Below are 23,443 nucleotides of genomic sequence, written 5' to 3'. Positions count from 1 at the left end.
AACTGGCATGATTAGAATTGTATATTCCTCATGAGGATTGTCCTTTACACATACAAATGACTAATGACAATCAAAACTAAAAAATTATAAATAATAAGTACAGCAAATTATTAAACCTCTTTTTCTGGTTGCCAGAAAGAGGCGCGGATAATAGCCCACAAAAGTAACAAATTATAAATAGCCCAAGCACTATTTAATAGGTGAACCCAAGGAGAATTTAAATGACCAATTGCAAAGCGGTAAAGACTCCACAGTATACCTAAAATAGTAAAGAGGAAAACGAGTAATTGCGGCCAAACAAGTTGGAGATAAATTCCAGACTGGCGCTGTTTAGGCGTTACTTGGAATTTTAGATTGCCTCCAATAAACACACTCAATACAGCTTGGATAAATAAGGGAAATAAGGCGATCGCGTATTGCTCGGCTCGCCAAACTTCTCTAGCGGGAATGCCCCAAGTAGCTGCAATAAAAGTCAGGCGATTGATCAGAAAAGCTGGGAAAAAGTGTAGAGCAAAATCAGGGCCGTAGGTTTTTACTGGAACTATATCAGTGAAAAAATAAATAATTGGACAAGAGATAAAAATAACAGTAGCAAAACCAGAAAAGTAACTATACATTGTCTTAAAATAATGCAACCGTTGCCAAAATGTTAGTCCTGATTTGGTGAGTGGATTTTCTCGAAGTAGCACTTGAATAGTACCTTGTGCCCACCGTAATCTTTGTTTTAAAGTAGATTTTAAATCATCAGGTGCTAAACCTTCTGCTAAAAGTTCATGATGATAAACAGATTTCCAACCAGCACCATGCAGACGCATAGCTGTATTCATATCTTCTGTAATACTGTTGCTAGATACACCACCAACTAATTGAAATTCCTCTAAACGTTTTTCATCTTTAGCAAACTCATCAGAAAAGTATTGCAATCCGACATTAATTAGTGCTTCACGCCTCAATATTGCATCTGTTCCTGTATAGAAGGCAGCATTCATGCCATCTTTACCCTGTTGGAGTGGGCCATAAAATAAATGCGCTTGATGTCCAAAAGGATCGCCTGGAGGAATGTTGTAAAAATCCTGGGGAGTCTGCACAAAAGCAATTCGGTTCTGCTCATATTTTCCTGTGAAAATATTGTAAGTGTAGAAATATGGCAAGACACGCTTGAGAAATTGTGGCTTGGGAATATGATCAGCATCCAAGGTAAGAATAAAATCTCCTGAAGTTTCTCCAGAAAAAATCGCATAATTGAGATTGCCAGCTTTAGCATGGTGCGGTATGCCAGCTGGTTTCGGACGAGCAATGTAGCGAAAACGAGCAAGTTCAACTAGTTCAAGTTCTTTTTGGCGAATAGCTTCTTCTAATAAGAGCCGTTCAGCGGTGAGGCGATCGCTTAATGTTGTTGCAGGAGAATTGCTAATACTTTGATGAGCAGGATGTAACCATAGAACTAATTGTTGCAGACTTTGCACAAATCTAGCGGCAGTTTGGTCAAGACTTTGAGCTTGTTCTGGTGATAATTCTTGTAACCATTGTTCAGCGGCTTGAGTATTAGGTGTCAACTTTTCGAGTTGTTGAAAGCGCTTTAATAAATAAGCATGTTCTGCGTAAATCTGAGCAGCTTCTTGCTGTAGTAGTGGGGACTGTAAATCTTCGATACAGAGCTTTTCGGTCATAGTTCGCATAGCAGCTGAGTTACCATCATCCAACACATAAACGCGCAACTTTGTTGGAGGATAATCCATTGCTAGAGCCGCTTGAGCAGTTTGTTCTACAATTTCTGGTGGTTCGTTGTAGCAAGTCACAAACACATCTACTGTAGGCCATTCAGATCTGGGTAGAGGTGGGGTCATCTGGTCGATAGATTTAATCTGTCGAACTAAAGGACGCCACAAGCCAATCACAAACATTACACCACCAAAAAAGCTATAAATTTCTGCTAGCAGTAATGGAATAGAGAGCCACAGCGCCTCAAAATTGATTGAATGGGTGATGCGCCATTGCAAATACCAAATACCAAAAATTAAATTGATTTCTGCCAAGTAGCGAAATAACAGCGTTCTTTTTTTTAAGATTGAGCGACTATTGCCTGAAAAAGTTGATGAATTGTCAATAACGGAAACTGAAGTCATATTGATACCAAAAATAAAAATACAGACTCAACAATACAGAACTTACGTACTCAGATCCCCCAACCCCCTTCAAAAGGGGGCTTTATAAATTTCCCCCTTTTGAAGGGGAGCCAGCGCGGTCTTCTCTACTTTGAGGCTGCGCCAAGGGGGTTTCCACGCCACTCCCCACAACGGATAGCGCAGCGTAAAGCCTTCTGTTCGAGAGGCTTGTCTGCGACACGCTGCGCGATCGCCAACGCTTAGAGCGAGTCTTGTCTGTGACACGCTGCGCGAACGAGCGTCGGCAACCTCCGCCTTGGGGTGGCTCCCCATGAGCGACTGGCGTGGGCTAGGGGGGATCTAGGTTTCAGCCTTCAGTGCGTAAGTCCTACAATATAGATGTATTGCTAGGCTTCACAACTGCTTGGTTGCTAAAGGCTGCGCGTCTCTTCCACATAAATTTGAAATGATTACCAGGGTTGTGAATTTTCATGTCTTTTGCTCTTGCGGTCAGGCAAGTAATGAAGCCATTGCTTCATAACAAGTATTCCCAAGTTCAGTTCATAATTAACAAGCCTTATGTAAAGCACAAAGAACTAAATTAAGCTTGCCGTGAGTTCTAGGCTAAATGAGGCTTTGAGAGAGTTTTTGGACTTTGCGATCGCCTATGGTAGGCACGTAGGCGATCGCAGCAGTTGCAGCACACTTGATCACTTTTTAAAAGCACCCGTAGAAAATACTTTTGCCTTAATTACACCTGCGGTTTGGGGTTCTAATCGGTTATCCCAGCGAGAACCTGTTTACTTAGAAAAACGCGATAAGGCTTTCTACGAACAACCAGAACCAGAAAGCCAAGAAAAAAATGTTTGGAAACTAAAAGCATTGTTCACAGAACGTCCCATACCCTTCCGTTACCGCTTAGGAAGAAAGGGTGAAATTAAGCTACTTTCCAGAGGACGTTATGCTGTTCCTGCGGGTACTGTTTACGTGTTGGAAAAACCAATAAATCAACCTTGGCAAGATTGGGATGTCAATTGGTTCCCCAAAGAAGGCCCATCTTTGAAGCGTTGGGGATGCGGTTTGGCACTACCTTTAGCGAGTACAGGTAATTAATCGGGAGTTATATAAATGTATCAAAAAGCCTACGGTATTATTGAAACCTTAGCACCTCTGCACGTTGGAGCAAGTGCAGGGGAAGAAACAGGTAATCTTAACCTAATTTTCCGCGACCAATTTACTCAGACAGGGATTCTTCCTGGTAGTTCAATTCGAGGTAGATTTAGGGCAGATATGCGGGAAAAGATAAGGGTTGATAACACAGAAATTAGTGGTAATGGAAAAAGTCAAGAAGAGTTAGAAAAAATCAAAAACGAAACAGAAAGAAAATGGTACGGTCATGAAGCCATATCGGGAGAGGAAAACAAAACTACAGAAGCATTAGTAAAGTTTGAATATGCTTCTCTGGTATGGCTTCCCGTATTTTGTCCCGGTCAACCTATTATCTGGGTAACTTGTCGTCGGTTGCTGAAGCGCTATCAGCAGATTACAGGAAAACCAACAGTTACAGAAAACGGGAAAACAAAACTTACACAGCTACCCCAACCTGGAAATGCGAAACTCAAACGCGATCGCAAATTTCTCTTCTTCAATTTAGGCTTTTTGGACGACCTCACCCCCAATCCCCAGCTATCTGATTGGGTTTCCGATGGGGTTGAACTAGATAACTTAGTCGTGGTTGATGATAGCGAAATCGGTATTATTCATGACATGGCACTTTACCGTCAAACTCGTACCAAGCTAGATAATGATGTCAAAAAAGTAGAGAATTTTTTTGGGGTTGAGGCTTTACCAGAAAGCAGCGTTTTGATATTTCCTATTGCTATTAAAGAAGCAAACGATGCTAGGGGAAGTTGATGGAAAAATGACACTTTCAACCTGGGGACAACTGATTTGGAATCAGTGTAAAGATGATTTACTCGCAGGTGATTTAATCCCCTTTTCTAGATTAGAGTATCAAGATACTTTTAGGGGTGACTATAACAGAGTTAAAGAAAAATTTAAACGAGTCAAATTACAAGAAACTTTAGCGACAGTGACACGTTTATTGGATGAGTCAAATGGTGACACTGTAATTCTTCGGCAACATGGAGGGATACAGTACGACCGCTATGTGAATAAGGGAAATATCGACCATTTTCGAGTAACTCAAGATACACGGGTTAGTAATACTATTTCTCAGGGAAAATTGATATTACGTCGCTATGGTTTAGAACCGGAAATCAATAATAATCCTTAGTAATAAGTTTATCAAACCGCCTACTCTTATGGGGAAGTGAGCTACGCAGTGGCCTTACCCAGCAAATAGAAGAATGCCTTTGCGTAGCGTTTCGTAGAGAAGACTTCGTAGAGTGTGCGTAATGCCTGGGGTAGTATTGTTTGTGCTGCTACAGCCTATCTGCTAGCTTCTATTGGATTTACTGAGGTGCGATCGCCTAGGGCGGGGCGCAGCCCATCGCGTTTCCCCGAAACCCAGTAATTCCCGGAGCTATCAGAAATCAACTTAGCTTTTTGTGTGGCAGTACTGGGTAAACCTTGACCAGAATTTCCCTTGGCAACAGTCTGCCACCAAGGAGAGTTCATGGCTGTAGATGGACGAATCAAGGGTTGCCGATTCATTACTGTGTAAAGCAAAGATTGTAAAATCATGCTGTTGGTGCTGCTAGTGAAACCAATCGCTGTTTTACCTGTGGTTTCATAGAAGCCCTCATAAAAGCCAGTTAACGGGTTATATAAATCTGTCGTCCCTCGCACTAACTCTTGAGCATACTTGTCTTCTGGAAGCAGGGCATGATACGCAAAAGCCACTGCTGTACTGACTACTCGCCCCTTTGGTACAGGTTGACCATCATCTCCTAAAGCCACCCAAGGGTCGCCTTGTCCAGTAATGGTGCTGTGGACAGTGTAGGGTTTGCGATCAATTAAGGTGGTAGCGGAGGCTGTAAGGGTTCCGGTACGACGGTAACGCTCGGCTTGTGCCTGGAAAATTGGCTGAAATAGCGATCGCATTTGCGGATCTAGTCCAAATTCCAGAGCATAAAGCAAGAATGGATTGCTGACTGTGTATTGGTTTTTTGAGTTAGTGTCGGTTCTGCGGCGCTGAATTGGCACTTTCACACCCTCCACCAAAGCAGTTTGATAGTCACCCCCAATAGCAGAACGCGTCACATCAAATCCCCATAATTGAAAAGCCCGAGCTGCATATTCTTCATAGCCCAAGCGGGTTTCAGGATTAACACGAGTAAGCGATCGCCCAGCATCTTTGGTGACAGTGGCGCTAGAGAGCATACCCTCGCGCACAACTCGCAAGTATGACCAATCCAGCACAATTTGATCAACTGCTGCTGTGTATTCTGGATGGCAACTTTTTAAGTTGTAAAGCGCTGCCAATATCCTACCTACATCAAGAGATGACCAGCCGTTACCTTCTGGAACTGGATTACCGCCGTAATCTACAGGTTGCAGCGATCGCGTATCATAACCTCGATTTGGTAACTCCCCAGCAAATAGCGGGAGTTTTGTCAAGGCTGCTAAAAGATGACGGGTACGCTGGTCAAATTCCTTGGCAGTAATGATATCGAGCGATCGCGCTGCATGGAGTGCTGCTAAATAATCACCTAAACCCCAGAGAGTTGCACCTTTGAAATCACTGCGATCATCAATTAGCCCACTCTTCGAGTGATAATTTGCCTGAAAGTAGCGCCATGCCGCTTCTGCATAGCGCCGTTCAATAATCGTCAGCGGTCGAGCTAACTTAAGTTGAGATTTTGGCTCTTGACTCCCAACTGGTGGAATGGGTGCAACGCTCACCTCGATCACCTTAGAAGTATCCGCAGGAGTTGCGATCGCAGTCGTAACAGGGGAATTCGCTTGATTTGAGGGTGTTGCAGAAGGAGCATTAGCACTGGGCTTAGCAGTAGAAACACTAACAGAAGCAGATCCAATTAAAGGACGATTTCCCCTAGCTTTATAGTATAAAATCTCCAAAATTAACCCATTGGTATTGCCAGTCAGGGCTTTATTAAGTTGCTTTGATTCCTCATAAATGCCAGCATAATAGCCACCATCATCGGGACTACGGAGATCCTTGACTGCATCAAAAACTTTTTGGGCATAGGCATTATCTGGGAACAGATAGCGCCAGCCAAAAGCAGCTTTTGTACTGATGCTGCGTAGCTGTGGGTAAGGCTGGTTGGTATCGGTGATTGTTGCCCAAGTTTCACCATTTGCGTAGACGGTGTTGTAAAGAAAATACGGTGCTTGATCGATGTTATCTTCTGTAACCGCAGTCAGCTGACCGGTGGCATCGTAGCGCCGTTTTTGGACATCTAAGACCCTAGCAGCAAAATCAGCTAACTCACCTTGCAAGCCAAATTCAATGCCATCAAGGATATAAGACTCACTGACAACATAATTATTAGCGTTGGTGCTTTTGAAATCACGGGTATCAACTGGAATCTGAACACCATTGATTTCGACCAACTTAAATGGATCTAGAGAAATAGCTTTCGGTGCTGGAAAACCCCAAAGCTCATAGCCTCTAGCACTGTATTCCTCATAGCCAAGTCTTCCTTCTTGCACCAGTAATGTTTTGTTATCTGGTAGAACTGTAGCTCCAAAAAGTTGTCCATCTTTAAGCGATCGCCCTACCTGCCACTTCGCTACAATACCTTTTAGCCAATCATTGTATTCAGGATGACAGCTGCGAATGACATCAAATGCAGCCAGCATCCGACCAAGGTCTAAAGCAGACCAGCCAATACCCCGTTCAATCGGATTGTTTCCGTAATCAACTATCTGTGCAGTGGCGGCATTATAGACTTTATTCGGTAAGGTATCTTCAAATAGTTTCAGGTTACTAAGAGTCGTCAAAAACTTATTGAGACGAGCATCAAAGTCTGCTTGGTCAGTCAGATTCAACCAGCGTGCAGCATTTAACGCCATCAGGTAGTTACCCATATCCCAAATTGTGCCGGAAGGATAACCCCCGGTGGAATTAGTAAATCCGGTTGCTGGCTGATAGTTTTTGACAAAATACTGCCAAGCAGCACGAGCGTAAATCTGTTCATCAGGTGTGAGCGGGACTGTAATATTGCTACAGCTATTAGAATTTTGCGATAAGACTGGTGTTGGGATGTACAACCAAAATTGCAGAAATGTCCCCACCAGGAGCAATGCAATCCATCTCAACAGCTTTTGTTGACGGGGTTTGTGTGTCATAAGAATTTAGGAGGTAGGAGACAGGAGGTAGAAGACAGGAGGTAGGTAGAAGATGGGAGATATAGGAGTTAGGAGACAGGAGTTAGTAGGGAATTATGATAAGCATCTGGTAATTTATAGGACTTACGCACTGAAGGCTGAAACCTAGATCCCCCCTAGCCCACGCCAGTCGCTCATGGGGAGCCACCCCCTTGCGGAGGGAACCTCCGTTGTGGGGAGTGGTGTGGAAACCCCCTTGGCGCAGCCTCAAAGTAGAGAAGACCGCGCTGGCTCCCCTTCAAAAGGGGGGAATTTATAAAGCCCCCTTTTTAAGGGTGTTGGGGGATCTGAGTGCGTAAGTTCTGATTTACTGACTTGATCTAGTAGAGAAATCAACTCTGTACTGTCTCTATATCTGAGGTCTTGCGCCAAAATTAAGTAATATCGGCATTCCTCAACAGAGCCTTGTGCAATATTCATAAATCGAGCTTTATCTGGTCTGGTCTTTTTCTTGAAGCCTTCAGCAATATTTGCCGGAATTGAAACAGCCGCTCGCCTAAATTGAGACGTTAGTCCATATATCTCTGTTTTCGAAAAATTTTCACTAAAAAGGTATGTAGATAAAACAAATTGATGTGCTTTTTGCTAAACAATCAAATCTTGAAAACTTCTTGCTGGTCTTCCGTCCATTCTGTCTTTTATCTCCTATCTCCTATCTCCTATCTCCTATCTCCCTACCCCCGCCCAAACGGTAAGTGGTTTACCAACTTGCTTGTATAGTAAGCTCTCCAAAATCACACCATTATTATTGGCTGTGAGGGCTTTATTCTGCTGACGTAGAGACTCGTAGAAGCCGTTATACCAGCCATTTTGAGATTTGAGGTTAGTTTGAACAAAATCAAATAACTGACGCGTGTATGCAGTGTTATAAAGCACATGCCAGCCGATCGCAGCTTTGGCACTGAGAAACCGCAAGTTGTTGTGCTGCTGTTGGGTATCTGTGATAGTAGCCCAAGGTTCTCCGTTAACAAATAAGCTGCTGTAAACGAAGTAGGGAGGGCGATCTAGGTTGTCTTCGGTGAGGGCAGTTAATTGTTTTGTCGCTCGGTAGCGTGCCTCCTGAGCGGCTAAAATCCGGTCGGCATAAGCTTTAGGCAAAGCTTGAAACCCAGTTTCAATACCGTCTAAAATATAAGGCTCACTGAGAACGTAATTATTAGCTCCAGAGTTTTTATAGTCGCGACGATCATAAGGAACGCCCTCTCCGTAAAGATTCACAAAGGCGGTGTGAGATTGATGATCTAAAGCTTGCTTAACATCCAAACCCCACAACTTCAAGCCATAAGCGGCATAATTCTCGTAGCCTAAGCGACCTTCTTGGTTGTACTGTTCTTTACCTTTGACAACAGCAGTACCGTACATTTGCCCATTTTTTGTAAGACGTTTGACCTGCCAATGCTTCCAGACAGCATTCGTCTGAGGTTGCAACTTTGAATACTTTACTCCGACAATCTTTAGCCAGATTGCCATGCGTCCTAAATCTATGGCTGACCAACCAATTTCTTCGCGTTTTTCTAGTTGACCGTAATTAACAGGTATGAGAGTTTTTGCGTTGTAGACTTTGTTGGGTAGTTCCCCTTTGTATAGAGGCATGGATGCTAAAGTCTTCAACATCTTGCTTATCTTGGCTTCAAATTCCTCAACTGGTACAATATTGAGTTCTCTAGCACTGACTAAGGCAGCGATCGCAGCTGCTTGATCCCACATTGTTACAGAAGTAAAGCCATCAACGGAATTGACTAAGCCGGTTTCATTGTTCCAGTTGCGCTGGAAGTATAACCAAGCTTGACGGGCAGTTGCAGTTTCTTCTGGAGTGAGTTTTCCAACTCCAGGAGCAATATAGGTAGTTGTGGTTGCTTGAGCAAGACTAACAGGCGTCCCTGGTAAAACTACCGATTTGGCGTCAATAGCAGCTGTTTCAGCTTTTTGGGATGTTGAGATTTTAGGCTTTTCTACAGGAGCACTCTGAGAGAGTTGCTTAGACCAAAAATTTAAAATTGCGATCGCAATTACAGCGGTAACTACCCCTCCTACAGAAGATAATATGGACAAGCTTTTAGGAGGTGGTTGAAAATCAGAACTCATGCTGACTAAAGCCTCATTTTATAAGTCACTGTTGGTTGCAAAATTTAATCAAATACATTCTTCCCAACTTTGAAAGCTAACTAACACTTTAGGAAAGGAGATAGGAGACATGAGACAGGAAATGGGAGATAAGGGTAAAGACGCGATTAATCGCGTCTTTCTTTACAGGAGTCATATCAATTCACGAAAATCTAGATACATGTAGACTTCTTGCCCAAGCACGGTAATGCCGCCCCTACTTGGGCAAGAAGTCTAAAATTTGATTCGCAACTGCCCTGTTAACGAGTTACCATCGTAGGCGCTTGCCCCTGTATCTTGATTGCGAACATTACTAAAGCTGTAGCCGAGATCTGCCTCTATATTGGGTGAAAGTTTTACCGTGCAGCGAGATTGATAGGTATTGGCGTTGTCAAATTCTCCTTTAAGTTGTTGTCGTCCTAGGTTGGCAGATAAACGACAGCGTAAGAAATCAAAAATATTTCCTTCCCAAGCTACTTCAGCGTTGTAAACCAGGAAATCTGGTGGGGAGAAGTAGCCACTTGTACGTTCTAAATCGCGATCATAACTCCAAGTGAACAAGTTAGCTGCTAAGGAAAACTGCCCAAACTTGCGCTCTAATCTGCTAAACGACTGGATCTCGGAATTACCATCGTTATAATTACCCAAACGTAATGAAGAGAACAAACTAGTGTCGCGGTCAATTTGCCAGTATAAATCAGGGCCAAATCGCCAAGCAGTAATTTGATTTTCTAAAGTTCGAGCGTTGGACTTATAAGGAGCTTGATCTAAGTTGGCTGATAACGTCAAACCCGAAACTAATCGACCTGATGAAGAAACTTTTGGCGGCAAAATTGGAGCTTCTAGTTTGACATTCAGATTGATAGCTGTGGGTAGACGGTTGAATAAATCCACCCCTGCTGCTGTTTGCAGTGTCGCTTGCCCAATTTTTCCTTGCCATCCAATTTGAAAAGGAATATTGGTAATTGATTCAACACCGCGTTGTTCAAAGAAGTTAAAACCTGTCTTGAACAGTATTTTATTGCCATTACTCAATCGAAACTGAGCCTTTGGTTCGATGAATAAATTGTTCTGTCCAAAGTTGTCTGTATCATTGCGAAAGTCTGTTTGGATACTTTCCAAAACTGTGATGCCGAAGGCGGTTCGCTTTGCGACGGTTCGCTTTGCGACCATCGCCTCAGTTGGTTCAGTAGGGGTTGGTGGTGGCTTGGGTAGCGCTGGCGGTGTTGGCGGTGGTAATCGCAGACCGGGATTGAAGTTTTCTGGTGCTGCAATCAAAATCGGTGTTGGCTTTAATTGATAGGGAAGTGCAACTGGTTCCTGATTTGTGGATTCTTCTTGAGTCAATTCCAAGGGTGAGTTCCAGTGTTTATATGGTTGGGCAGCTTGTAACTTAGCTCCTGATAACATCCAAATACCTATTGCGATCGCTACACATTGGATCTGTATACATCGCAAAATCAACTTGGTGTACAAACTATGTCGAGAGGCAGAGATATAATCTCTAAAATTACCTGTCATCGGCTAATACTACAGTTTTATATAGAAAAACGAGCTGCCGGAGAACTATTTCTTCGACTTGGCATTATGATGCCCAATTTCTCTTCATCAGCACACTCATAAATAAAACCCTCACTAAATAGTGAGGGCATTCACTTAAATCTTTGCCAGATCTAAACTGCTTCTAAAATTTTTGTAAAAAAAACCGCCACCTATATGAAAGATAAAAGTCAAAGGGGCGGGTATTTATCTGCAATTAAATCAAATGACTGAAAATCTACAGGGTGTTTGGTAAATCCCCACTTTGTGAAATGCCACGGGAGCTACGTCCTTCAGGGAATCCAGATGCATCCGCTTCTTTGAGGAATCCACTGTAGGCTTCCATACCATGTTCACCAATATCCAAACCTTCAAGTTCTTCTTCTCTAGATACTCTGATACCTAAAGTCGCTTTCAGAACCAACAAGAAGATACTGCTGAGGAGAACGGTCATACCGCCTACCGAGAGAATACCAATTAGCTGAGTGAATAACTGTCCAAAGCCACCACCTGCCAATAAACCTTTGGCTGGGCCAAGCCCATCACCATACCAGGAATAAACACCAGGGCCAACAGACCACAAACCAACTGCTAGCGTTCCCCAAATACCACAAACTAGGTGGACTGAGGTAGCTCCTACTGGGTCATCAATGTTGATTTTATCAAAGAATGTTACAGAGAAAACTACGATGATTCCAGCAATCAAACCAATGATGAAAGCACTGCCAATGCTGACATAAGCACAAGCGGCCGTAATTCCCACTAAGCCAGCTAAAATGCCGTTGATAATCATCGACAAGTCTGGTTTACCTAAGTACAACCAAGCTGTAGCAGTGGCAGCAATACCGCCCGTAGCAGCAGCCATATTGGTGGTTAAGGCAATGTGAGTGATCGCACCAGGATCAGCAGCCATTACAGAACCGGGGTTGAAACCAAACCAACCCAACCAGAGAATTAAGCAACCCAAAGTTGCAATGCTCATGTTGTGACCAGGCAGGGCAACAACTTGCTTATCTTGATATTTGCCAATACGTGGCCCAAGAAATGCTGCTCCCATTAAAGCTGCCCAACCACCGACTGAGTGAACTACTGTAGAACCAGCAAAATCCCAAAACCCAGTTTTTGCTAACCAACCACCACCCCAAATCCAGTGTCCGGTAATGGCGTAGGCGATACCTACGAGCAAGAGGCTAAAAATCAAGAAGTCAACAAACTTAATCCGTTCAGCAACCGCGCCAGAAACAATTGTGGCTGCGGTTCCAGCAAATACTAGCTGGAATAAAAACTTGGCGGCTAGAGGTACACCAGCCCAATTAAGAGCGCTATAAACACCTTGATAAGCATCTCCTGTGGCGGGACTGTTATCTGCTCCTCCTAGGAAAAACCCATTCAATCCGATGAAGCCATTGCCGTCGCCAAACATTAACCCAAACCCGATCGCCCAAAAGGCAACTGTGGCAAGAGCAAACACAATCAAGTTTTTGGCAAGAACGTTAACAGCGTTTTTTTGGCGACAGAACCCGGTTTCTAACATACAGAAACCAGCGTTCATAAAGAACACTAAAAAGGCAGCGATCGCTACCCATAATGTGTCAAGCGCAACTTTTAAATCAGCTGTTGTTGGCCCTGTAGCTGGAGTTTGGGCAACTGCTACATAACCCCAGCCCAATACAATTAGACAAGCTAGAGGTAAGCAAGCTTGCCAACTGGGAGAAAGTCGCTTAATTGCTAGATTAAATATCTTGACTTTTGAGTTAGATTGTGTTGTTTTAGCGTAATTTCTTGCAAACAGACGCCTACTTTTTGTTTTCGATTTCTGTTTGTTCATAAATTTGAACATCATCCTCCAAACCATCCTTAAAAACGCGAAAAACACAGTTTAAGCAGAAAAAACTAATGCTAGAAGTTAAATCCGGTGGTTTTTGATATTTTTCATTTAAACCACTTATTTGCAAACCAGAAAGTCAAATAACCTAAGTAGGAGTTTAGGAAATTATAGGTACTTCTGTAAATATTGCAGTTGTTATTAAGAAGTTATTATGTAATCTCTTAATCAGTCAAGTCTCCTTCACTTAATCTTTAATCTTTAGCAGGAACACTTTTATAGGGCGATCGCTTGGGTCAATATCATCCTACAATTGGGTTAAGAAGAATTGTCAGTTGGGTAGAGTGAGAGCGAAAACCAAATAAAGTTTTCCAATCTGCCGCTAATTACACCTAGATGCTTGATTAAACCTTCTCATAACATGGCAAAGCCGATTTGCATGGATAATAGTAACAAACTCGGTGAACAGTAATCAGACAGGATCAATTTAAATTTGTAGTTTTGTTCTATTTTCTGCTAAAAACTGAACGCTTGGATGGTCTGCTCTCTGCAAAACTATTGAAACACTCGCTAGAGACAGTATGTGATGCCAAGGTCGAAAATGCTTCTTTATGAATCATTTATTCCTACTGGAAAATTGGTAATTAATATTGATAATGGATTTACCAATATTAACTTTATTAGGGAGACTCTTTAAGGTTTTCGCTAACACTGTTGAAAAATAATTATCTCATTTTTTGTGTCAGTTATTTTCTCTATAATTCGCTTTTTATAGCATCCAAAACTCTAACTTGAAGGAAAAAACCCAAACATTTTTGTACAGGTGTTATGAGACTAGTTTCTGTAGCACTTTGGTGAATTTATGACTAAAAGGATAAATTTGATTGATTGTCTATTTAGTAGAACTAAAAAACTGTATCATTTAATACTTTTTTAAGGTTTTAGTCCCAGTAAATAGCCACTAATTTATTTAGTTCAAGCAGCTATATCCTTTATGAACTCAGTATTTGACGTTATCAGGATAGAGCAATCCCGAATGTTATTAAATTTATATACAAAGAGTTAATAATTTGTTACTTTTACCTGGCGTTGAAGAACAGCAAATACGCGGTTTGCAGTTAAGTAAAATACAGAGCTAATCCTACCTCTTTCTAACAAGACTATCTATTAACGCTACCTTGACAAATCAGCCTTTATGTTTATCGATAAAAACTTAAGTTTATTGAGAATGAACAACATAGGTTTAAGCCTTTGGTTCTCACTGGAGCAATCAGATAGCTCTGGCAAATGTTAAAAAAAATCTGGGTATTTGGATAGATAGCCAAAAATACAAGGGGAGTAAGCTTCAAAACCTCGCTACTTTCGCGGTATTAACAAAAGAGGCAGAAATTTTATTACTACATTCCCCCATCTCTTTTCAATAATTTATAAATAGTAATTATCAAGTTATTAGATGCATACTTACTTCTACGGTATGTAATTGCTGTATGTATTTTTCGGAAATGGCGCTGTCGCAATTATGCAATCAAGTTTTCTAAATCTGGTAATTAAGTTTGCATAAAGTGTAAATGACTAACCTAAATGCTTCCACGTATTGTATGAATCAAGCGAGGAGTTGAGCAGCCAAAACAAGGTAATCAACTAGTAGCGAGTAAATCAATCTTAACCAAGGACTAAAAAACCATGCAAGCTATCGAAACCAACGCTCTTTTCACTGACATCACAGCTGAAGAATCTGCTACCGTTAGCGGTGGTACTGAAGTTAACTTTGACCTTAACAAATACCTGTTTGTCTTAGGTGTTGGTGTTGTATTTGGTAACCCAACATTGACTCCTGATGAAATCCAATTCGGTTTTGAAGAAGCCATCTCCTTAGGTTAATTTCCTGAAGTTTAGGTAACTGTTAGACTTTTGCCGGGCGCTTATCTAAAAATATTTGGAATTATATTTCCGAATTTTTTAGATATTCCCAGGAATGCTTTAGGGATAAACGAGTAATAACTATCTATTTTCTAAATACTGGGGCATCTTTCGATGTTCCAGTATTTAGATTCACTACCTGTTTAACCCAGAGCATACTACGAAATCAATTTAAGGAGAACGAAAATGCCAATAACAAGGATAAAACCTCTGTTCACGGAACTAACAGTGGAAGAATCTGATATGGTGCGTGGCGGTGCTCCCGTGGCTGTTGTGAATCCTGACGGTACAGTTACTATCAAATACGTTGATGGTGGTAGTAAGTTTGTGATTCTTGATCCCTCTGATCTTTCTTCTTATAACCCTTCTGTTAACACACCCGATCCTCTTTTAGGATTAAGCTTACCAACTTCAGCTTGAAACGTTTATTCAGTTAATAGCCAAGAATAAGTAATTAAAAGTTTTCACTACTAATTACTTATGAAGTTCATTGTTTAGTCTCTGCTCCTGGGTTGTCAATTTACTCACCGTTATACCTAATTTTAATACAAGGAAGCAATGGAAGATATAAGCCCGCTTTTTACAGAACTCAACTTAGAAGAATCTGCTGCCATCAGCGGAGGAAACCTACAAGTTAGTTTTGATCTTAATACTTACTTGTTCATTTTGGGGGCTGGTGTTGTATTTGGCAACCCTGGACTTACTCCAGATGAAATTCAGTTTGCCTGGGAGTCATCATTTGTATTTGGGCCTCAACTCCCCTCTTGAAAAAAATGTCGTTCCAAATAGTTTATGTAAACCAGCAAAACATTAAATCAGGGTGTTTTTGTCATCTTGAATAATAGGTAATCAAGACAGGCTTCTTACCTTATGAAATACCCTCACGTTGAGCAACACAGCGAAGAAGATTGTGGCGCTGCTTGTCTTGCTTCAATTTCTAAATACTATGGGCGCACTTTTACGCTCAGTCACATCCGTGAAGCGGTAGGAACTGGACAGCTTGGAACCACATTATTGGGATTAAAGCGAGGAGCAGAAACACTTGGATTCAATGCTCGTCCAGTTAAAACTTCGCCAGAACTTTTAAATCGGATGAACGAAGCGCCTCTACCAGCAATTATTCACTGGAAAGGACATCACTGGGTAGTTTTATATGGCAAGAAAGGTAATAAATGTGTAGTTGCAGATCCAGCTGTAGGCATTCGTTATCTGTCTAAAAAAGATTTAGTAGAGGGTTGGACAGATTGGTTAATGCTTTTGCTGGAACCAGATCCAACCTTTACTGACCAAAAGAACGATGAAATTGGTGGTTTTTGGCGTTTCTTTAAGCGAGTCTGGATTTTCCGTAGTATTTTAGCTCAAGCGTTGCCTCTCAATCTGCTCTTGGGATTGCTATCTTTAGCTTCTCCTTTTCTGCTACAAATCCTCACTGATGATGTGTTAGTTAGGGGCGATACAAAACTACTCACTACTATGGCGATCGCTGTGGTAGTAATGAATCTTATTTCTAGTAGCCTTTCACTTGTGCAGTCTAACTTAATTGCTCATTTTGCACAACGTCTACAATTAGGACTAGTCCTAGAATTTGGACGGCAAATTTTGCGATTACCTCTTTCTTATTACGAAGCCCGACGCAGTGGTGAAATTGTTAGTCGTCTGCGAGATATTGAGCAGATTAATCAGTTAGTTTCTCAGGTTGTTGTTAACCTACCAAGTAAATTTTTTATTGCTACAATTTCTCTATTTTTCATGGTTTTTTATAGCTGGAAACTTACTGTACTAGCTGTATTTGTAGCAGCATTTATGTCTATATCTACAGTTGTTTTTCAGCCTGCTTTACAGCAAAGAACTCGCGATGTTTTAATCACAGAGTCGGAGGCACAAGGAGTTTTAGTAGAAACTTTTAAAGGCGCACTCACTCTCAAAACCACCACAGCCTCACCTCAATTTTGGGATGAATTTCAAAACAGATTTAGTCGTGTTGCTAAACTGTCATTGAGCACAATACAAATTAGTATTATCAATAGCAGTTTCTCAACTTTAGTTTCTGGTATTGGTAGCGTTGCCTTACTATGGTTCGGCGGAAATCTAGTTATTAATCCTGCTGAAAACCTCAGCATTGGGCAATTACTGGCGTTTAACTCAATGAATGGTAATTTTGTAGGTTTAATTGGTACTGTAATCACTTTTGTAGATGAATTTACTCGTGCAAAAACAGCTACACAACGCCTTACAGAAGTTATTGATGCCACAGCAGAAAATGAAGGTGATGGTAAAAAGCCTTTTGCAAAGATTCCTGGAGATGCTGACATTACTTGTACAGATGTCAACTTTCATTATGCTGGTCGGCTTGACTTACTAGAAAACTTTTCTTTAACAATTCCTGGTAGTAAGGTTGTCGCCATTATTGGTAAATCTGGTTGTGGAAAAAGTACCCTAGCTAAACTAATTGCTGGCTTATATTCCTTACAATCTGGTAATATTCGCATTGGTCATTACAACTTACAAGATTTATCTCTTGATTGTCTACGTCAACAAGTAGTTCTCGTTCCTCAAGACGCTCACTTTTGGAGTCGTTCTATCGTAGAAAACTTTCGTCTAGGAGCTCCTCACATTACCTTTGAACAAATTGTAAAAGCTTGCCAGATTGCGGATGCTGATAGTTTCATCAGTAAACTTCCTGAGAAATATCAAACTATTTTAGGAGAATTTGGAGCAAATATTTCTGGAGGACAACGTCAGCGATTGGCAATAGCACGAGCCATTGTTACAGACCCACCAGTGCTAATTTTGGATGAATCTACTGGTGGATTAGATCCAGTTAGTGAAGCCCAAGTTTTAGATCAATTGTTTAAGCATCGTCGCGGTAAAACTACGATTTTGATTACTCACCGTCCCAAGGTAGTTAATCGCGCTGATTGGGTTGTGTTGCTAGATCAAGGTAAGTTAAAAATTCAAGGTTCTTTGGAAGATTTACACTCCAAAAAAGGAGATCATTTGGACTTTTTAAATCCTTAATTATTGATATTTATTCAGGTAATTATGTTGCACACCCACAATAAAAAACTTCTCCCATCAGTTCAAAGTGAAGAGTTTCTTCCTCCTGTTAGTCGTTGGACATCTTTAGCGGGGATTTTTCTGATTGCGAGTGTTGGTGCTGGGATTAGCCTTTCCTCATGGTTTAAATATGATGTCACAGTGAAAGCTCCTGCCTCTGTGCGTCCTACGGGAGAAATTCGGCTAGTGCAACCGAAACTAGAAGGAACTGTTAAAAGTATCTTTGTTAAAGAAAACCAGCTTGTAAAACAGGGAGATGCGATCGCTCGCCTTGATGATGAACAACTGCAAATTAAAAAGAGCCAACTGCAAGGTAATATCCAACAGAATAGGTTACAAATAGTTCAAATTGATGCCCAAATTAAAACTCTAGATGCCCAGATTTTAGCGGAAGAAAGAGTAGCAGAGCGGACGGTTTCTTCTGCTAAAGCAGATTTGGGACGCAATCAGCGGGAATATCAAGAACGCCAAGTTACTACTAGTAATGATTTACTAGCAGCAGAAGCAAGCTTGCAAAAAGCTGGGGCAGATTTACAAAAAGCTCAAGCTGATTTAGACTTTGCAAAGTTGGATCGCGATCGCTATGAGCAGCTAACAGAAATCGGTGCAATTGGTCGCCGTGAATTTGAGCAAAAAAAACTTTTGGTTGAGCAGACAAAAGCAGCACTGGAAGGAGAAAAAAAAGCTGTTGAAATCGCTAAATCTAAAGTAGAATCAGCTAAATCTGCTGTTAATCCTACTACAGCAACAGTGGCGATCGCCCAAGAAAGAATTGCTCAAGAAACTGCTAAAGGTGAAGCAACTATCGCTACTTTAAAAAAAGAAAAGCAAGCCTTAATTCAACGGCGAGTAGAAATGCAAAGCCAACTCGGACAATCTCAAAAAGAACTTCAGCAGCTTGCAAATCAAATACAAGATACTATTTTACGGGCAAGTAGTAATGGTATCATTCTTAAGCTGAATTTGCGAAACCCTGGTCAAGTGTTGCGTGCTAGCGAAGCTATTGCAGAAATTGCTCCTACTAATACTCCTTTAGTCATTAAAGCAATGATTCCTACTCAGGAAATTAAAAATGTTGCACCTGATCAAAAAGTGCAACTACGAATTAATGCCTGTCCCTATCCTGATTATGGTACTCTCAAAGGCGTTGTTAAAACCATTTCTCCTGATGCAATTACACCTCAAAATAATAATACAGGTTCAACAACCTCAAGTTCCACATCTCCAGTTGCTAGCTACTTTGAAGCGACTATTCAGCCCGAAAATCTGACATTTGGAAATGGCCATCGCCAGTGTCTCATTCAATCAGGGATGGAGGCGCAAGCTGACATTATTTCCAAAGAAGAGACAGCATTGCAATTTATATTGAGAAAGGCAAGATTAATAACTGATTTATAAGCAGCTTAAATTTATGTATTGTGTAGCGATTCAGTGCTACAGATCTCTTTTTTCTCATCAAACCAAAGAATAACAATGTTTTTAAGCAAACTAACCATGAAAAATATTACGTTAACTCATTTATCCATCATGCAATTTTTGAAAGTCGCAATGGCATATTTTAGCAATCTTCTTGTACACTTTAAACAATTTATTTGGCATCAACATGACATTACCTACTTAGTATTTTTTTCTAATGGTAGTAAAATAATTAACATAGCGATATCCTGTGAGTCTGAAATTGTATACGCAAATTATACTTTTAATTGTCTACGTTATAACTATTGTGAGGTTTCTGACTTCCTACCATAGAATTCAACAAGCATTGCAATGGTGGTCTTCTAGACAGTCTATGCGACTATTCTTAGAAGCAGAGAAAATCCGAGAAGACTTATTACAAGAATCCTTCACTATTCGTCGCAGCTTAGATTTATTGGCTAGAGATAATGTGAATTTGACAATTAATAGAACTCAAGAATGTCTAAAACAAGTCGATAATTTTCATCACTCTTTAGTGCAATTGAGCGATCGCCTATTTCCGGCGTATCTCCAAGATAGCTTACCCTTGGCTATTGAGTGTTTATTAGAACCGTGGCTTGTATCAAATCCTCACCTATATTTTCACATCAATATGCCAACCTGTTGGCGACATGAATCAGCTGATCGCAGTCTGAGCGTTTTAAGGGCTTTAGAGGAGTTGCTTATTATTACTTTACCAGAAGTTTTGATGCCAATATCAATTTATATCAATTTAGAAGAACGTAAAAATATCGGTGAGTTAATAGTACAAATTACATATCCTGATACATCTACATTTATTTCTTATTCTAGCTTACCAGAGTTAAAGTATCTTTGCGAAAGCTTTCAATTTTTAACCTCAGGGAAATGCTTTTATCGTAGTCAAAATCTTACTATTGCATGTTATTTATGTTGGTAAGCATAATCATTAAGTTGTCTTCTGCTTTCTTCAAACAGACCGATAAAGAACTATTATGAGTCAAAAGGCTGAGAATATCACTAATAAGTATATTACTAAATAATACAATTTTATATAAGGAAATTTATTTATGCAGGCAAAAAGAAAAATTCATGTCTACGTGAACAGTTGGCGGGGTGTTAATTATGAAACAAGCTTTAACCGAGAAGGCATCGCTGAAAATTCTGGTAATTGATGACCACGAATCAGTTTTAGCTGGAACAGTAGATGTACTACGAAAACACTACCCTGGTGCTGAATTTATCAGTGCTGTAGATGCGAAGAACGCTCTCAACCAAGTTACTAGCTCACAGCCTGATATTGTGGTTATGGATCTTTCTCTTCCATTTACTATCGGAATGACCGCACGACCTGATACAGGTGTTCAACTGCTCAGGACTCTGATGAAAAATTATCCCAACCTAAATCTTGTTGTCCAAAGTGCTAATGTAAGAACACTAGTGAGAATTAGACCTGATATTGATAGTCATAAAGGAGGTTTTACAGTTGCAGATAAAAGTCTTTCTACTCAGGAAATGTTGACTAGAGTTGATTGGGCATTGCAGGGATTAACTCATACAAAAGACATCAAAGGCATCCATTCAGGATTAGAAGTGAAACCAGAATGGCTGAGGATATTGACTCTAGCATTTGAGGAAGGATTGCAAGATAAAACTATTGCTGAACGAATGTGCATATCTGAACGCATGGTGCGTCATTACTGGAGTAAATTACAAGACGCTTTAGATGTTTACCCAGAAGATGGAAAGAATATCCGTATTCAAACTGAAATGCGAGCTAGAGAAGAAGGGTTGATTGATTAGTTACGCATTAAGAGTCAAAGATCATTAGTTATTAAAGATTAATAGAAGCTTGGCTTTTTTATTAATTAATAACAAGTGATCAACAGCTGCGGGCTAAAGACTAAAGCAGACGCTTATGCAAACTGGAATTTGGGCAAAAATCAAAGAGGAAATGGCCATTTGGCGTGTAGGTGCATTACCCGGTATTGCAGTAATTGGACTAGCAATTATTGTTCGCCTCACTGGTGCAATGCAATCTTTAGAGTGGCTAGCCTTTGATAGCTTTTTGCGTCTGCGTCCTGAAGAATCTATAGATGAACGAATTGTGATTGTGGGGATTAATGAAGATGATATTCGTACTCGCAAAAATTATCCAATTGATTCTCCCATATCAGATCGTGATTTGGCACAATTACTGTTAAAATTGCAGATTTATAAGCCGAGAGTAATTGGTCTTGATATTTATAGAGATTTACCAGTTGACCCAGGTCATACTGAACTAGTTGCAGCTTTTAAAAGTATTAAAAATTTAATTGCTATTGAAAAAGTCTTACCTGATCAAGTAGCTCCACCACAAGCATTGTCACCCCAACAAGTAGGTTTTGCAGATCAAATTACCGATAGTGATGGTAAATTAAGACGCAGCCTATTGGGAACACCAACACCTCAAGGATACAAGTTATCTTTGTCTATACGTCTAACAGAAGTTTATTTAGCTGATGAAGGTATTAGTTTAGAAAATGGTATTCGCGATCGCGCTGCTATGAGGTTTGGCAATACCGAACTACCGCGGTTTTTACCCAACTCTGGTGGATATGTACGAACTGATGCAGGTGGAGTTCAGGTACTACTGAATTTTCGGAGTGGTAAAGAAAGATTTAGAACTTTATCTTTAAATGATTTCCAAAGCAATAAATTTAATCCAGACTGGATACGCGATCGGATTGTAATTATTGGGATGACGGCCCCTAGCCGCAAAGACTTCATCACTACTTCAGCCATTGAATCTATTAAACCTGCAACAGGGCGAGTTTATGGTGTAGAAATTCAAGCTCATGCTGTTAGCCAAATTATCAGTGCAGTACTTGACTCTCGACCACTTTTAAACACCTGGGATGACAGATGGGAATATTTGTGGATTTTTGCTTGGGGTTTTTTCGGAATTGCTAGTGCTAGGCTAACTAAATCTCCTCTGGAAAATTTTGTAGTTGTTGGAATTGCTAGCTTTAGCCTAGTGGTCTTTAGTTATTTACTCCTGATTTGGGGTTGGTGGGTTCCGGTAATACCAGCACTCCTGGTTTTAGCTTTAAATGGTATAGAACTCACAGCTTTATATCAATACGACCAAGCTTTGAGATCTAGAATTCAAGCTCGCCAAGCCATTATTGAACGTACATTTGAAACAATTCACAATGGGCCTTTGCAAAACCTGGCTAAAGTTTTGAAGCTAGTTCGAGATCAGGATTCGCCAACCAACGAATTACTACCAGAACTAGAAAAAGAACTTGAGAAATTGAATCACGAGCTACGGGGAATTTATGAATTTTTGCAACGAGAACCGCCAACCCAAGATACCAGTCTTTATTTAGGGAAAAGTCTAGTACTAAATTTACAAGACCCCCTTCACGAAATTCTCTATCAAGTTTATAGCTATACTTTAGAACGAGAGTTTCCCTGCTTTAAAACCATCAGGATTAAAATCCGAACCTTTGAGCCAATAGATGAACGACGTTTGAACATTGAGCAAAAGCGAAGTCTATGCCGATTCTTAGAAGAAGCTTTGTGCAATGTTGGCAAACACGCCACAGGAGTAACCCGTCTTGAAGTTACTTGTTCTTCATCTGAAGGTTGGTACACTCTAAGTATTGTAGATGATGGCTTGGGAGTTAGCTCATCTAGAGAAGGTCGCGGAACCCAACAGTTTAGGAATTTAGCCCGACAATTCAAAGGTAAATTTCGTCGAGTTCCTCTATCTCCTAAAGGGACGCTTTGTGAATTATCTTGGCCTGTGGCAAGGTTTTGGTTGTGGTATTGAAAAAAGTAGAAAGTATAAAAGCAAAAGCGCCCCCCATTGCTGGAGAGCGCTTTTCGTTGTAGAGACGCGATTCATCGCGTCATGTTCAATGATTAACCGTTGATAGCAGGAGCGCTGAGAGCAACAGGAGCAGAATCAAGAGCAGCCAAATCCAGAGGGAAGTTGTGAGCATTGCGCTCGTGCATCACTTCCATACCCAGGTTAGCGCGGTTGATGACATCAGCCCAAGTACCAATCACACGACCTTGAGAATCAATGATTGATTGGTTGAAGTTGAAACCGTTCAAGTTGAACGCCATTGTGCTCACACCCAAGGCGGTGAACCAG

General features: G+C 40.8%; 15 protein-coding genes and 3 pseudogenes. 11 read left to right on the top strand and 7 right to left on the bottom strand.

Going from position 1 to position 23,443, the window contains the following annotated elements; all coding sequences use genetic code 11:
- Nucleotides 1-110: 110 nt before the first annotated feature.
- Nucleotides 111-2,126: a glycosyltransferase gene (locus FNW02_RS20300; RefSeq protein WP_191759315.1), complete on the bottom strand. Its 2,016-nt coding sequence runs from the start codon at nucleotides 2,124-2,126 to the stop codon at nucleotides 111-113.
- Between the two features lie 591 nt (nucleotides 2,127-2,717).
- On the opposite strand from FNW02_RS20300, the gene FNW02_RS20290 reads away from it, so the two are divergent.
- The 3 genes and pseudogenes from FNW02_RS20290 to FNW02_RS20280 all read left to right on the top strand — a co-directional run.
- A complete protein-coding gene (locus FNW02_RS20290) occupies nucleotides 2,718-3,218 on the top strand; it encodes a hypothetical protein (RefSeq protein WP_225225785.1) in 501 nt (166 codons plus the stop codon).
- A 15-nt stretch (nucleotides 3,219-3,233) separates the two neighbouring features.
- On the top strand, nucleotides 3,234-4,019 hold the full coding sequence (locus tag FNW02_RS20285) for an RAMP superfamily CRISPR-associated protein (protein WP_191759313.1): 786 nt from the start codon (nucleotides 3,234-3,236) through the stop codon (nucleotides 4,017-4,019).
- Nucleotides 3,997-4,401: pseudogene (locus FNW02_RS20280) on the top strand (putative CRISPR-associated protein); the annotation flags it as partial. The gene FNW02_RS20285 and the pseudogene FNW02_RS20280, both read left to right, overlap by 23 nt.
- Nucleotides 4,402-4,556: 155 nt before the next feature.
- Here the strand turns inward: FNW02_RS20280 and FNW02_RS20275 are convergent.
- The 5 genes and pseudogenes from FNW02_RS20275 to FNW02_RS20255 form a co-directional block, all read right to left on the bottom strand.
- The gene (locus tag FNW02_RS20275) at nucleotides 4,557-7,382 is read right to left on the bottom strand and encodes a DUF3131 domain-containing protein (RefSeq protein ID WP_191759311.1); all 2,826 of its coding nucleotides are present in this window, start codon (nucleotides 7,380-7,382) and stop codon (nucleotides 4,557-4,559) included.
- A gap of 246 nt (nucleotides 7,383-7,628) precedes the next feature.
- Nucleotides 7,629-8,051 (bottom strand): annotated as a pseudogene (locus FNW02_RS20270) (four helix bundle protein).
- Nucleotides 8,052-8,087: 36 nt separating this feature from the next.
- The gene (locus FNW02_RS20265) at nucleotides 8,088-9,506 is read right to left on the bottom strand and encodes a DUF3131 domain-containing protein (RefSeq protein ID WP_191759310.1); all 1,419 of its coding nucleotides are present in this window, start codon (nucleotides 9,504-9,506) and stop codon (nucleotides 8,088-8,090) included.
- A 252-nt stretch (nucleotides 9,507-9,758) separates the two neighbouring features.
- Nucleotides 9,759-11,045 carry a hypothetical protein gene (locus tag FNW02_RS20260; RefSeq protein WP_191759309.1) on the bottom strand — a complete coding sequence of 429 codons (1,287 nt, stop codon included), beginning with the start codon at nucleotides 11,043-11,045 and terminating at the stop codon, nucleotides 9,759-9,761.
- 256 nt (nucleotides 11,046-11,301) lie between these two features.
- Entirely contained in the window at nucleotides 11,302-12,891 is a 1,590-nt protein-coding gene (locus FNW02_RS20255; protein ID WP_191759308.1) for an ammonium transporter, read from the bottom strand.
- A gap of 1,680 nt (nucleotides 12,892-14,571) precedes the next feature.
- Between FNW02_RS20255 and FNW02_RS20250 the strand changes: the two genes are divergently transcribed.
- The 8 genes from FNW02_RS20250 (at nucleotide 14,572) to FNW02_RS20215 (ending at nucleotide 23,116) form a co-directional block, all read left to right on the top strand.
- A complete protein-coding gene (locus tag FNW02_RS20250) occupies nucleotides 14,572-14,769 on the top strand; it encodes a hypothetical protein (protein WP_191759307.1) in 198 nt (65 codons plus the stop codon).
- Between the two features lie 225 nt (nucleotides 14,770-14,994).
- On the top strand, nucleotides 14,995-15,228 hold the full coding sequence (locus FNW02_RS20245; protein ID WP_191759306.1) for a hypothetical protein: 234 nt from the start codon (nucleotides 14,995-14,997) through the stop codon (nucleotides 15,226-15,228).
- A 138-nt stretch (nucleotides 15,229-15,366) separates the two neighbouring features.
- Nucleotides 15,367-15,576, top strand: coding sequence for a hypothetical protein (locus FNW02_RS20240; protein ID WP_191759305.1), 210 nt, complete (start codon nucleotides 15,367-15,369; stop codon nucleotides 15,574-15,576).
- A gap of 102 nt (nucleotides 15,577-15,678) precedes the next feature.
- Entirely contained in the window at nucleotides 15,679-17,826 is a 2,148-nt protein-coding gene (locus FNW02_RS20235; RefSeq protein WP_191759304.1) for a peptidase domain-containing ABC transporter, read from the top strand.
- Nucleotides 17,827-17,850: 24 nt separating this feature from the next.
- Nucleotides 17,851-19,263 (top strand): HlyD family efflux transporter periplasmic adaptor subunit, encoded by a 1,413-nt coding sequence (locus tag FNW02_RS20230; protein WP_191759303.1) that lies wholly within the window; start codon nucleotides 17,851-17,853, stop codon nucleotides 19,261-19,263.
- Nucleotides 19,264-19,579: 316 nt separating this feature from the next.
- Nucleotides 19,580-20,239 carry a hypothetical protein gene (locus FNW02_RS20225; protein WP_191759394.1) on the top strand — a complete coding sequence of 220 codons (660 nt, stop codon included), beginning with the start codon at nucleotides 19,580-19,582 and terminating at the stop codon, nucleotides 20,237-20,239.
- A gap of 185 nt (nucleotides 20,240-20,424) precedes the next feature.
- Entirely contained in the window at nucleotides 20,425-21,102 is a 678-nt protein-coding gene (locus tag FNW02_RS20220) for a response regulator (RefSeq protein ID WP_191759302.1), read from the top strand.
- Nucleotides 21,103-21,217: 115 nt separating this feature from the next.
- Nucleotides 21,218-23,116, top strand: a complete 1,899-nt coding sequence (locus FNW02_RS20215) for a sensor histidine kinase (RefSeq protein ID WP_191759301.1) — start codon at nucleotides 21,218-21,220, stop codon at nucleotides 23,114-23,116.
- A gap of 92 nt (nucleotides 23,117-23,208) precedes the next feature.
- Here FNW02_RS20215 and FNW02_RS20210 read toward each other — a convergent pair.
- A pseudogene (locus FNW02_RS20210) lies at nucleotides 23,209-23,443 on the bottom strand (photosystem II q(b) protein); the annotation flags it as partial.

The organism is Komarekiella delphini-convector SJRDD-AB1 (genome assembly GCF_014831675.1).
Lineage (GTDB): Bacteria > Cyanobacteriota > Cyanobacteriia > Cyanobacteriales > Nostocaceae > Komarekiella.
Note: the sequence above shows the minus strand (reverse complement) of the source record. Positions and strands in the feature narration are given on the sequence as shown.